This is a genomic window from Streptomyces sp. NPDC107559, from assembly GCF_055657365.1.
The window spans coordinates 22,653-35,632 of the sequence record NZ_JBVKBD010000019.1 but is presented as its reverse complement, the minus strand read 5'-3'; the positions used below and the strand labels follow the sequence as shown (position 1 = coordinate 35,632).

At 72.8% G+C, this 12,980-nt stretch carries 10 protein-coding genes and 1 tRNA gene; all 11 read right to left on the bottom strand.

Features of this window, described 5'->3' with window-relative positions; all coding sequences use genetic code 11:
• Nucleotides 1–36: 36 nt before the first annotated feature.
• Nucleotides 37–531 (bottom strand): GNAT family N-acetyltransferase, encoded by a 495-nt coding sequence (locus tag ACZ7OY_RS36525; protein WP_472249872.1) that lies wholly within the window; start codon nt 529–531, stop codon nt 37–39.
• Between the two features lie 155 nt (nt 532–686).
• Nucleotides 687–763, bottom strand: a tRNA-Met gene (locus tag ACZ7OY_RS36520).
• Nucleotides 764–855: 92 nt separating this feature from the next.
• Nucleotides 856–1,248 (bottom strand): glycine cleavage system protein GcvH, encoded by a 393-nt coding sequence (gene gcvH, locus ACZ7OY_RS36515; RefSeq protein WP_472249871.1) that lies wholly within the window; start codon nt 1,246–1,248, stop codon nt 856–858.
• Nucleotides 1,249–1,499: 251 nt separating this feature from the next.
• A complete protein-coding gene (locus ACZ7OY_RS36510) occupies nt 1,500–2,129 on the bottom strand; it encodes a glyoxalase (protein WP_472249870.1) in 630 nt (209 codons plus the stop codon).
• Between the two features lie 91 nt (nt 2,130–2,220).
• Nucleotides 2,221–2,952, bottom strand: coding sequence for a DUF4232 domain-containing protein (locus ACZ7OY_RS36505; RefSeq protein WP_472249869.1), 732 nt, complete (start codon nt 2,950–2,952; stop codon nt 2,221–2,223).
• A gap of 248 nt (nt 2,953–3,200) precedes the next feature.
• Nucleotides 3,201–6,047 (bottom strand): SpoIIE family protein phosphatase, encoded by a 2,847-nt coding sequence (locus ACZ7OY_RS36500; protein WP_472249868.1) that lies wholly within the window; start codon nt 6,045–6,047, stop codon nt 3,201–3,203.
• A gap of 27 nt (nt 6,048–6,074) precedes the next feature.
• Nucleotides 6,075–7,514, bottom strand: coding sequence for an MFS transporter (locus ACZ7OY_RS36495; protein ID WP_472249867.1), 1,440 nt, complete (start codon nt 7,512–7,514; stop codon nt 6,075–6,077).
• On the bottom strand, nt 7,511–8,368 hold the full coding sequence (locus ACZ7OY_RS36490; RefSeq protein WP_472249866.1) for a class I SAM-dependent methyltransferase: 858 nt from the start codon (nt 8,366–8,368) through the stop codon (nt 7,511–7,513). Before ACZ7OY_RS36490 ends, ACZ7OY_RS36495 begins: the two co-directional genes overlap by 4 nt.
• 104 nt (nt 8,369–8,472) lie before the next feature.
• Nucleotides 8,473–10,386 (bottom strand): glycoside hydrolase family 5 protein, encoded by a 1,914-nt coding sequence (locus ACZ7OY_RS36485; RefSeq protein WP_472249865.1) that lies wholly within the window; start codon nt 10,384–10,386, stop codon nt 8,473–8,475.
• A gap of 379 nt (nt 10,387–10,765) precedes the next feature.
• Complete coding sequence (locus ACZ7OY_RS36480) at nt 10,766–12,214, bottom strand: gamma-aminobutyraldehyde dehydrogenase (protein ID WP_472249864.1); 1,449 nt, start codon at nt 12,212–12,214, stop codon at nt 10,766–10,768.
• A 197-nt stretch (nt 12,215–12,411) separates the two neighbouring features.
• Complete coding sequence (locus tag ACZ7OY_RS36475; protein WP_472249863.1) at nt 12,412–12,804, bottom strand: YybH family protein; 393 nt, start codon at nt 12,802–12,804, stop codon at nt 12,412–12,414.
• Nucleotides 12,805–12,980 lie beyond the last annotated feature (176 nt).

Genomic DNA, 12,980 nt, shown 5'->3' with positions numbered 1-12,980 from the left:
TCCGCCCGGCCCGGCGGCACGCCCTCCGGCCGCAGGTCAGGCGTCGTCGGCGGGGTCCGACGACGCGCTGCGCGACGACGTCAGCGGCGGGCGGACCATGAAGACGTCGACCGGGTCCTGGGACTCGACGACGAATCCGTGGCGCTCGTAGAGACGGCGGGCGGGGCTGCCCTGCAAGACGTTCAGGCCCACCGCCGTCCCCTGGGCGTCGGTCCGCTCCAGCACCGTGCGCAGGACGGCGGATCCGAGCCCCCGGCCCTGGTGACCCGGAGCAAGGTAGAAGTGCTCCAGCCACAGCCCGCCCCCCCGGGGCCGGACCGTGATACAGCCGGCGAGCTCACGGTCGGCCATGACGACCGACGTGTACCGCGTGGAGAAGGAGTCCCGGAGCCGCTGTCGTACCCGGTGCTCGTCGTAGCGTCCCAGACGCTCCAGGTCCGGGCGCATGACCTCGGCCCGCAGCTCCGCGATGACCTCGATGTCCGTCTCGGCCGCGGGCCGCAGCTCCCAGCCCGCGCCGGGCACGGGCATATCCCGTGCAGCCGCCTCCGCAGTCGACCGCGTCGCCGCGGCCACTCCCCCACCGTCCATGACCGGAGTATGTCAGTGCGCGCGGTCCGAAGATCCACCGGACCCGACGCCCGGGACACATGCGAAAGGGCCCGGCAGCTGCCGGGCCCTTCCTTTGGTAGCGGGGACAGGATTTGAACCTGCGACCTCTGGGTTATGAGCCCAGCGAGCTACCGAGCTGCTCCACCCCGCGTCGGTAGTTCCACTCTACACGGTTTTCACGGCGCACCGGACACACCGGGCCGGTCACAGGGCGTGCCCGCGCCCGGCCAGGGCATCCGTCGGCTAGCCCTCCTCGCCGGCGATGTACTTCTCGTACTGGGCGGCGCTGAGGAGCTGGTCGAGGTCCTTCATCCGGGACGGCGCGACCTGGAGGATCCATCCCTCGTCGTAGGGGTCGGTATTGATCAGCTCCGGTTCGTCCACCAGCCCTTCGTTGACGGCCACGACGGTGCCGTCGACGGGCATGTAGATCTCGGAGACGGCCTTGACGGACTCCACCGTGCCGAACGGCTCGGAACCCTGGAACCGGTCGCCCTTCTTCGGCTGTTCCACGAAGACGACGTCACCGAGCTGGCGCTGCGCGTGGTCCGTGATGCCGATGCGCACCTCCTTCGGACTCACGACGCGCACCCACTCGTGATCCCTGCTGTACTTCAGATCTGCCGGAACGGTCATCGTGACGTCCTCCGTCGATGGTGTCCGAAACCCCGGAACGGGATGGCGCAGAGCGACGGGACAGCGGCCGCGCACCTGCGCCTTCGTGGCGGGACCCGGGCCCCGCGCATCGGACATTACATTCCGTGACCGAGAACGCCCGGTACGCGACATGCGTGTCGCCACGGCACCCCGGCGGCGGTCTCCCCGGGCCTGGAGGGCGACCCGGCAGCGCTCCGGCGCCGACGCGGCGGCGAGGCGGCGGTACCGCGTCAGGGCGTGGCCGCCAGTGCCGCCGCGGACTCCCAGGCGAACCCGTCCGGGTCGGTGAAGGGTCCGGCGTCGCCGCCGATCAGGAGCCGGTGCGAACCGGTGCCCTCCGGCGGGACACCGGCGTCCTTGGCGAGCGCGCGGCGCCGGTACAGTCCCAGCCTGACGGGGCTCGCCCCCGTGTCGAACTCGACGTACACACGGGCGAAGCTCTTGGCCGCGGCAAGACCTCGGCCGACGTAGAACCGCTTGCTCGCGACCACGTCAGCGACGCCCAGCAGGAGTACGACGGTGTCGATCTGCCGGGTGGCGGGGCCGGTGTCCTTCTTCGCCGAGGTGGCGACCTTCCAGATCGTCCCGTCCGGCGCCCGCACCACGCCGCCGTAGCCCCACATGGACTTCGTGGCCGGCTTCAGCACGGTCGCCCCGGCTTCCACCGCGGTGCCGACGAGACTGTCGACCGTGCCCGGCTGGGACACCGTGAGTGACAGGGTGAACCCGCGGAAGCCGGTGCTGGGCGCCTCCGACGCCCGTAGCCGGATCTGTGCGTCCAGGCCGAAGGCGGCGGTGTAGAAGCGGTGGGCGGCCGTGGGGTCGGCCACGTCGAGGGTGACGGATTCGATGGATGCCATGTCTGCGACGTTAGAAGGAGCCGGGTGACCGGCGCTTCTTCGATCCTGACCGATCCGGCCGCCCGTCCCGTTCGCGCGGCCTGGAAGCGGCCTAGAGGCTGAGCGCGTCCTCCGCGTTGTTCACCCATGGGGTCACGGAGTTGGTGTGCGGCGAGACGTACAGGCCGGGGGTGGTGGCCTTGAGCGCCTTCTGCTCCAGGTCGGACTCGGTGTTCATGGTCATCGCGATCGAACCCACGGTCCGTCCCTTGCCGTCGTCGGCGCCGCCCATGAGCCCGGCGTAGGCCGACTCCCCAGGTTCCAGCCGGAGGGCGTCCTCGATGCCGGGGGCGGCACCCCGCTCCGTGGCCGCACCGTCCAGGTCGCCGAAGGTCACGATCGGATGGCCCAGCGCCCGGCACGCCTTGGTGCCCCTGTTCGTGATCTTGAGGAGATAGCTGCTGGTCGTGGGCTCCGCCAGGCTCGCGGTGAACGTGACGTCGTACGTGCTGCACGGAAAGACGTCGAAGTCGGCCGAGGAACCGCCGCCACTGCCGGACGAACCCGCGGACGAGCCACCGGCAGCGCCACCGGAGGACCCGCCGGAGGCGCCACCGGACGAACCGCCGGTCGAACCGCCGGTCGTGGACCCCGCCGGTGCCGCGGACGGCTTCGACGGGGCGGTGGGCTTCGACGGACCGGACGGCGTCGCGGACTCGGACGCACTCGTGGTCGGCGGCTTCGCGGATCCGCCCGCCGCACCGCCGTCGGCGGGACCGCAGGCGGTCAGCGCGAACGCGGAGACCGAGGCCAGGACGACGGCGGCTCTGTGAACAGTGCTCATGGTGCTCTTCCCCCGAATTGAGAAGCGTGTGCTGTGTTGTGCTGCTGTGCTGAGCACCAGCCTCCCGGGGTTTCTTCACAGCCGGGTGACAGAATCTTGCCGGATTGACCACTGTCGCCGGGCCACCCCGAACGGACGTTTGCGTTTGTACGTCCCCGAAGTCCCCGCCCTTCGTCGTACTGCTGCCGCTGTGCGCGCCGACCTGCGTTCCGGTCGAAGCGTCGGGCCGCAGGTGAGGCCGGGCCCGGTCACAGGGCGTCGTCGCCCCACTGGTCCAGCAGGGCGTCCGTCATGTCCTCCACCGGCTCCGCGGTGGTGTCCTCGTGCAGGGCCTGCTCGGTCCAGATCACCTTGCCCTGCGGGGTGTAGCGGGTGCCCCAGCGCTGTGCGAACCGTGCCACGAGGTACAGGCCGCGGCCGCCCTCGTCGGTGGCGGCGGCCCGGCGCAGATGCGGGGAGGTGTGGCTGCCGTCGGAGACCTCGCAGATCAGGGTCCGGTCGTACAGCAGGCGGACGGTGATCGGCGGGGCGCCGTAGCGGACGGCGTTGGTGGCCAGCTCGGAGAGGATCAGTTCGGTGGCGAAGCCGATGCCGTCGAGCCCCCAGTCCCGCAGCCGACGGCCGCACGCGGCGCGGACCGGGGCCACCGCCGCCGGATCCGGAGGAATCTCCCACTGGGCGATCCGGGCCGGGTCGAGCAGCCTGGTGCGGGCCACCAGCAGGGCGACGTCGTCGCGGGGGCGGGTGGGCAGCACGGCGTCGAAGACGGCCCGGCAGGTCTCCTCCGGGCCCCGCTGCGGGTGACCGGCCAACGTGTCCCGCAGCAGTGCGAGACCCACGTCGATGTCCCGGCCGCGCTCCTCGACCAGCCCGTCGGTGAACAGCACCAGTCCGCTGCCCTCCGCCAGTCGCAGCTCGGCCGACTCGAAGGGCTCCGCGCCGCCCAGGCCCAGCGGCGGGGAGACGGGCACCTCGGGGGCGTGGACCGTGCCGTCGGGCCGGACCACGAGCGGCCCGGGATGCCCCGCCCGGGCCATGGTGGCGTGGCCCGAGACGGGGTCGTAGACGGCGTAGAGGCAGGTGGCGCCGGTGAGGCTGCGGCCGCTGTCGTCGTCCGCCTCGTCGGTGTCGTTCCGGGTGACGAGTTCGTCGAGATGGGCCATGAGCTCGCCGGGGACGAGGTCGAGGGCGGAGAAGTTGTGCACCGCGGTCCGCAGTCGGCCCATGGTGGCCGCGGCGTGCAGACCGTGGCCGACGACGTCCCCGACCACGAGGGCCACGCGTGCGCCGGGCAGGGGGATGACGTCGAACCAGTCGCCGCCCACGTGTCCCGACTCGGCGGGCAGATAGCGGTGGGCGACCTCCAGGCCGCTGAGTGTCGGCAGCGACGCGGGCAGCAGGCTGCGTTGCAGTGTCACTGCCATGGCGTGCTCGCGGGTGTAGCGGCGGGCGTTGTCGATGGCGACCGCGGCCCGGGTGGCCATCTCCTCGGCCAGGGCCAGGTCGTCGTCCTCGAAGGGCTCGGGTTTCTCCGAGCGCCAGAAGCCGGCCACGCCCAGCACCACACCGCGGGCGCGCAGCGGGACCGTGATGAGCGAGTGGATGCCGTGGTCGACGACGCGCCGGGCACGGCCGGGGTCCCGGGGCCCGAACCCGGGGACGTACCCGGGCACGTGTCCGGGGACGGTGCGCAGGTCGTGATCGATCACCCCGTGCCCCTGGGCCGGGTCGGCCAGGGGGGACCCCGAGGGCACGAACGCGACGTTCTCACCGACAGGCGCGAACGGCGTGTCCGCGCGGATCCCGGCGGCGGCCACGCGGCGCAGCGACTGCTCCGTGCCGGTCGGCTCCTCGCCGCGCAGCACCGGCTCGGCGAGGTCGACGGTCACGTAGTCGGTGAACTGCGGGACGGCGGCCTCGGCCAGTTCCTCGGCCGTCCGGGTCACGTCCAGGGTGGTGCCGATGCCGATACCGGCGTCGTACAGCAGCTTCAGGCGCTCGCGTGCCTGCTCCGCCCGGCCGGAGAGCACTCTCAGCTCGGTCGAGTCCCGCAGGGTCGCGACGCTGCCGCAGCCGCCTCCGTACCGTTCCAGGGGCCGCTGGTTGACGGCCAGGACCCTGCCGCCGGCCAGCAGCACCTCGTCGGTGGCCTCACGTCCTGAGGCCAGCAGTTCGGCGATCGGCGGCGCGAGGCCGAGTTCGTCGGCCCGTCGGCCCTGGGCCTGCGGCGACAGTTCGAGCAGGCGCCGGGCCTCCTCGTTGACCAGCAGCAGCCTGCGGTCGGCGTCCACGATGACCACGCCTTCGCGGGCGGCCCGCAGGACCGCGTCGTGGTGGATGTACAGGCGGGTGATCTCGGCCGGTCCGAGGCCGTGGGTCTGGCGCAGCAGCCGTCGGCCGACCACGAGCGCGCCGACGGTGCTGACGACCACGGCGGCGGCCGTGATGCCGAGCAGGGCGGGCAGCTGTCTCATGGCGTCGGCGCTGATGCTCGCCACCCTGACGCCGACGGCGACCCCGCCGATCACGGAACCGTCGTCCTTGATGGGCTCGAAGGTACGGATCGCAGTGGTGCGCCCGACCTCGCTGCGCCCGGTGACGGTGCGCCCGGAGCTCAGCGCGGCCAGGTCCTCGGGGTAGGGGATGCGCCGGCCGATCAGGCTCGGATCCACACTGGTGTAGCGGACTCCGTTCTTTCCGACGATCACGACGAAGTCGAGATGCGTGGCCATCCTGATCGCCTCGGTCTGCGGTTGCAGCACGAGTGACGGATCGGGCGACTTCAGGGCCGCCTTGATGCCCGGGGCCTGGGCGATGCCCGCCGCGACGGCGACGGAGCCGGCGGTCGCCGCGCGGGTGGTCTGACGCCGGACCGTCAAGGCCAGCAGGACGCCGCCCACGAGGGCGAGCAGCAGAACCATCACCACTTGGATGACGAACATCTGCCCGACCACACTGTGCACGTTCAGCAGCGACCTCAGGCCGGTTCGGCCGTGCCACTGGCCGTCCTGGGCCTCGTCCGCCCGCTCGGCCTCGGCATCGTCGGCATCGTCGGCATCGGACGAAGGTCTCGACCGGCGAGACAATCGCACCATGCACCCTTTTTACCCCGATTTACGGTGTCACTCCCCGGGCCGCGCTCCGCGCGCTGCACCCGGTCGGCCGCGCCCTGCCTCCTGCGGCTTCGCGGGCACGCAGAACCAGGCGAGTGCCGCGGCGGTCAGGTAGGCGAGGGCGCCGACGGCCATGCTGGTGCGCAGCCCCGCCGCGTAGCCGGCCCCGGTGGCCAGCAGGCTGCCTCCCAGTGCCACGCCGGTGGCGCTGCCGATCTGGCGGGTGGTGTTGAACAGCGCGGAGGCGGCTCCCGAGTACGCCGGGGGTGCCGCACCCATCACGGTGGCGGTCGCACCGGTCAGGGCGAAGGACGTACCGAACCCCGCCGCCATCATCGGCACGACCAGTACCGCGTAGTCGGGCTCGGCTCCGGCTGCCGCCCAGCCCGCGAGGCCCAGGGCGCCCAGCAGCATCCCCGAGACCACCAGCGGACGGTCGCCGGTGCGACGGGCCAGCCGGGCCGACAGCACCGAGGCGAACGTGGTCATGACCACCGCCGGGAACAACGCCAGCCCCGTCACCAACGCGCTGAAGCCGCGCTGGTGCTGGAAGTACAGGCTGGCGGTGAACACCATGCCGTAGAAGGCGAAGTTGAACAGCAGGCCGACGACGGGGGTCCCGCGCATCTCACGGGAGCGCATCAGGCTCGGCGGCAGGGCCGGGGCGCGGGCCAGACGCTCACGCAGCACGAACGCCAGCGCCGCCAGCACGGCCAGGCCCAGCCCGGCGAGCACGGCGGGATCCGACCAGCCACGCCGCCCGGCCTCGTTCAGCGCGCCGGTCAGCAGGGCCACCGCGGCCACCACCGCGCACTGCGCCGGCCAGTCCAGGGCACGTGTGCCGTGCCGGGGCGAGGGCGTCACGTACCGCAGGGTCAGCAGCAGGCAGGCCGCGCCCACGGGCAGGTTGATCAGGAAGACCGAGCGCCAGCCCACCGTGGTGACCAGCAGTCCGCCCAGCAGCGGCCCGGCGGAGGCGGCGATCCCCGCCATGGAGCCCCACAGCCCGAAGGCCCGCGACCGCGCGGCGGGCTGCGGGTAGGCCTGCTGGAGCAGGGCCAGCGACCCGGGCACGATCAGGGCCGCCCCGAGCCCCTCCGCCAGCCGCGCCCCGACCAGGAACGCGGTGCCCGGCGCGAACGCGCACGCCGCCGAGGACGCCGTGAACACCAGGACGCCCCAGCAGAAGATCCGCCGGTTGCCCAGCCGGTCGCCCAGCGCTCCCCCGGTCATCAGCAGGCCCGCGAAGACGACCGTGTAGCCGTCGGTGATCCACTGGATGCCGGTGAGCGAGGCGGACAGGTCCCGGCCCACCACGGGCACGGCGACGTTGATGATCGTCACGTCCAGGATGACCATGAAATACCCGGCGCACACCGCCAGCAGCGGCGCCGAGGACCGTCGCTCCGCCGTCCCGCCCGTCGCGTACGCCCCCTCGCCCGCGGTCAAGGCCGAGCGGGCCTGCGGCCCCAGGCCGTCAGCATCCCGGGCGACAGGCCGACGTATTCCGGGGAGTCCAGCCGGCGCTCGGCCTCGTCGATCGCGGCGTCGTCCACCAGGCCCGTCGCCGTCATCGCGGTACGGGCGCGGTCCCAGGTCCGGGCCCAGAAACGGCTGATCGGGCTGCCCGGCACCAGGGGCGGTACGTGGATCTCGGCCGCCACGGACTCCAGGCCCGCCGCGACCATCAGCTCGGGGCAGCGCGGCACCCAGGAGATGTCGGTGCCGATCGTCTCCCGAAGCCCTTGCCACATGGCCCGCATGGCCCGGGTGTACGGATTGTCCGCGGCGTCGTCGGTGGTGGGGTCCACCGCGTCGCTCAGGACGAGGACACCGCCCGGCGCGAGCAGCCCGGCGAGTCTCTCGACCGTCTCGGCGGGTGACGGCAGGTGCATCAGGACGAACCTGGCGTGCACGAGGTCGAAGAGACCGGGAGCGAAGAGGTCCGGACCGAAACGGTCGGAGGTCACGTCGGCCTGGACCGTCGTGAGTCCGTCGACCCGCTCGCCGGGCAGGAACGTGGTGTGCCGGTCGACGGCCACGACCTCGGCGACGCCCGCTTCGCGCAGCAGCCAGGCGGCCACCGTGCCGGTTCCGGCGCCCACCTCCAGACAGCGCCAGCCCGGACCAGCGCCCAGCTGCCGCAGTCGCGCGGTCGTCATCGGGTCGTAGACGAGCGCTCCGAGGTCGGTGCGCGCCGACTCGCCCTCGTCCTGCGGGCGGAACAGCCGCTCTCCGTAGGCCCCGGGGGGCACGGCTTCCTGAGGAGTGCGGGACGTGCGGGAGTCCGTTTCACCTGCCACCCGCCCATTGTCGGGGCAGAACGACGCCCGCACATCTCGCGGACGTCCGGCGCGGCGCCCGGCCCGGCAGCGGGAGCCGGGGCAGGGGCCGCGCCGCCCGCCCGTCAGACCAGCTTGCGGCAGAGCAGTGCGGCGGGGCCCCCGCTGCTGCCGATCCGGGTGGTGAAGGCGATCCCGGCGGCGTACTCGTCGTCGGCGCACTGGCCCTTGTAGTCGCCGTAGGCGAAGTCGCCGCCCTGCGCGTCGGCGGGCCGGTTGTCGGACCGGTCGAACCACACCGTCCGCCCGGCGCCGCCGAGCGAGGTGCGGGCGGGGACGCACAGTGCCGCCGACATCCGGCCGCCGCGGCGGCTGAAGCCGATCAGGAACTGGCCGGAGGGGCACTGGAACTTGGTGTAGCCGGAGGCCCAGTCCCCGCCCGAGGGCACATTGCGTTCGTCGGTGACGACCGTCTGGGTGTTGCCCGCGGCCCGCAGGTCACCGGCGGTGACGTCGGTGCACAGTCCGCGGCCCGCCGTGTGGCCGAGGCCCGCCAGCCGCAGACCGTCGGGGCAGACGGCCTTGGACGCGCCCGAGTCCCAGTCCCCGCCGGCACGCACCCGCAGCGACTCGACGTGGTCGCCGTGGTCGGTGGCGAGCATGTGCCAGGAGGGCACCGGGGCGACGGAGCCGGTGCGGGTCGGCGCGGTCATGACGTGGTTCCAGCCGGCGGCGCGCCAGTCGTTCGGGTCGAGGAGACCGTAGCGGTGGCCGTCGGTGTCGTAGCGCAGCAGCGCCCAGTCGTCGTGGCCCTCCCAGCCGACCAGGGGCCAGTAGGCGAAGTCCGTGTCGTGGTCGGCGAAGTAGTCGGTGAGGTTGCCGAACCAGGTGCGGGCCACGGAGTTCGACTCCCCGGCGCCGATGCCGAACTCGCTGATCCACAGGGGTGCGGTGTAGTGGCGGCCGCCGTCCTCGACGAAGAACGCCTCGTCGTAGAGGGCCTGGTGGAGCGCGTCGCGGCTGAGGTCCTGGTAGCGGGCGTCGTGGGTCTCGCCGATCCCGGTGGCACCGCTGTGGCTGGGACCGGTGTAGCCGTAGAAGTGGGCGGAGTAGACCAGCTTGTGGGCGGCGACGAGGGTGTGCGAGAGCGTGCGCGCGGGGGTGAGCATGGGGCGGCCGTGCGGCAGCCCGTCCACGGGCAGACCCGTCCAGTTGATGCCCTCGACGACGATGAGCAGGTTGGGGTTGGCCTCGGTGAGGATGCGGTCCGCGGCGAGCTGGGCGGCGGCGTACCAGTCGTGGTTGTCGCCGAGGCCCCAGTTGGGGTCGTCCAGGACGTCGCGGCGCACCTCGTTGTAGAGGTCGGCGCCCACCACACGCGGGTCGGCGGCGTAGCGGCGGGCCATGAACACCCAGTCGTCGGCCCACTGTTGAGTGCTCTGGCTGCTGTTCCACCGTTCGTTGCCGTCGACGCCGCAGCACCAACGGGAGGTGTTGGTGTGGTTGTTGAGGATGACCGCGAAGCCCTCCTGGGTGAGGGCGGCCACCACGGAGTCGAAGACCTGGAGCGGGGTACGCCCGCGCAGCTGCGGGTTGGCCGCGACCGCGGCGTCCGGCACGGTCGCCGTCGCGTGGATCATCTCGTTGGAGAACGGCAGCCGGATGCTGTTGATGCCGAGGGCGTGGAAGTCCGCGAGCAGCGTGGCCAGGGGAACGCGGTCCAGGCCGAGGGGGATGCCGTAGGAGTTCTGCCCGGCGTGGTGGTTGGCGGGGTCGGAGATGCTGCCGCTGCCGGTCCACGAGCCCTGCGCGCCGTCCCAGTTGGCCGACTTCAGCCGGAAGCGGTTGCCCGCCGCGTCGACGATGTAGCGGCCACTGGTCGACAGGGGCGGCTGCCAGGCCTCGGCCTGCGCGACGGCGGCGGTGCGGGCGGCGGGGGCCGGGGGCGCCGGGACGGCGGCGACCACCCCGGGTGTCGCGGCCAGCAGGAGTACGGCCGAGGCCACTCCTGTCAGGTACTGAACAAGCCTGGTGGGCACAGGTCCTCCGTGGACGAGCGTCGGTGCGCGGGTGAGGGGTGGGGGTGGCGCTGCCTGCGGACGACGCTGTTCACGGCGCTCGCAGGCGGTCTCCCGCGCAACGGCCGGACACCTCCGTCGGCGGACAGTGCCTCCAGTCTACGGAGCAACTGCCGTTGCTTCAGCCACACTTGGCCCCTGCCGGTGACATCGTCGGTCGGCCGTGGCGCTGCGCTCGAACGCCGCGCACCGCGCACCGTGCCCTCCGGGAGCCGGCGTACCGGACGGCGCCGGACGACACCGGGCCCAGACGCGGAACGCCCGGCCGGGGGATCCCGGTCGGGCGTTCTGCGTGGGGCCGTCCCGGAGGCGGCCTCCGGTGCCGTGGGTCAGCCGTGGGTCACAGGGCCGTCATCACGTGCTTGATACGGGTGTAGTCCTCGAAGCCGTAGGCGGAGAGGTCCTTGCCGTAGCCGGACTTCTTGTAGCCGCCGTGGGGCATCTCGGCGACGAGGGCCATGTGGCTGTTGATCCACACGCAGCCGAAGTCCAGGGCCTTGGACATCCGCATCGCACGGGCGTGGTCGCGGGTCCACACCGAGGAGGCCAGGGCGTACTCGACGCCGTTGGCGTAGGCGACCGCCTGCTCCTCGTCGGTGAAGGACTGGACGGTGATCACCGGCCCGAACACCTCGTTCTGGACGATCTCGTCGTCCTGGCGCAGTCCGGAGACCACGGTCGGGGCGTAGAAGTAGCCGCGCTCCCCCACCCGGTGACCGCCGCTCTCCACGGTGGCGTGCTCGGGCAGCCGGTCGATGAAGCCGGCCACCCGCGCCAGCTGGTCGGCGTTGTTGAGCGGGCCGAAGAACATGTCCTCGTCGTCGACGCCGCCGCCGGTACGGGTCTGCGACGCCGCCTCGGCCAGCGCGGCGACGAACTCGTCGTGGACCGACTCGTGGACCAGGACGCGGGTGGCGGCGGTGCAGTCCTGGCCGGCGTTGAAGTAACCGCCGGCGGCGATGCCCTCGGCGGCCGCGGCGATGTCGGCGTCGGCGAAGACCAGCGCGGGGGCCTTGCCGCCGAGCTCCAAGTGGACGCGCTTGACGTCACGGGCCGCCGAGGCGGCGACCTCCATGCCGGCGCGGACCGAGCCGGTGATGGCGGCCATCGCCGGGGTCGGGTGCTCCACCATCAGGCGTCCGGTCTCGCGGTCGCCGCACACGACGTTGAGGATGCCCGCGGGCAGGTCCATGTCCTTGAGGACCTCGCCGACGATGCCGGCGAGCAGGACGGTGGATGCGGGGGTGGTGTCGGAGGGCTTGAGGACCACGGTGTTGCCCGCGGCGATCGCCGGGGCGAACTTCCACACGGCCATCATGAGCGGGTAGTTCCAGGGCGCGACCTGGGCGATCACACCGATCGGCTCGCGTCGGATGATCGAGGTCATGCCCTCCATGTACTCGCCCGCCGAGCGGCCCTCCAGCATCCGGGCGGCACCGGCGAAGAAGCGGATGGTGTCGACGACCGGGGCGATCTCCTCGGAGAGGGTCAGCGCCCGCGGCTTGCCGGTGTCGCGGCACTCGGCGTCGGCGAGGTCGTCGGCGCGGGCCTCCATCGCGTCCGCGACGCGCAGCAGCAGCCGCTGCCGGGTGGCGGGGGTGGCGTCGCGCCACTGCGGGAAGGCGGCGGCCGCGGCGGCCATCGCCGCGTCCACGTCGGCGGCCCCCGACAGCGGCGCGTGCGCGTACACCTCGCCGGCGACCGGGTCGACCACGTCCAGACGGCGGCCGTCGGCCGCGTCCACGTAGTGGCCGTCGATGTGGTTGCGCAGCGCAAGAAGCTCGCTCATGACCTGTTTCCTCGTCGGCCCGCCCACCGGCGCGGCGCCTCGGCAGCGCGTCCTGGAGTGCGGGAGTGTGTCGTGGTTCGTAGTGGTTCGCGGGGTGCCGCCGGCACCTCCGGCGTGGTCGGCCGGGTCGCTCACGCGCCGGCCGGGATGCCCAGCTGCCGGACCCGGGCACGCTCACGCGCCGGGCCCGGACCTGCTCACGCGCCGGGCGCGGGCGAGAGGTGCTCGTGCACGGCCAGCCAGCGGCCGGACGGCGCACGGTGGAAGACGATCGTCTCGCGCTCGACGAGGCTCTCCTCGCCGGCCGTGCTGCGCACGACGGTCGCGACGTCGTGGCTGAAGACGGCGGTGTCCTCGCCGAGCAGCTGGACCAGACGGCCGGTCGAGACGCAGGACAGCACCCGGAAGTCGTCCTCGGCGACCCAGCGGTCCCACAGGGCGCGGTAGTCGGCGGTGGAGGAGAGCCGCTGGGGTGTGGTGTGGAACACGAAGGTGGCGTCGGGCGCGAACGCGCCGAAGTAGTCGTCCAGCCGGCCTTCGGCGAAGGCGGCCACCAGTGCGTCGGCGGCTTCGAGTACCTCGTCGGTCATGGGTGGTGCTCCTTGCGGCAGGTGGTACGAGACCCGGGTGGCGGGGGCCCGCCTCAGGGGACCTGGATGGCGGAGGCCCGCCTCAGGGGACCTGGGGGCGAAGCCGGCCTCAGGGGCCTGGGGGCGAAGCCGGCCTCAGGGGCCTGGGGGCGGGGCCTGCCCCAGGGTGGTGGTAC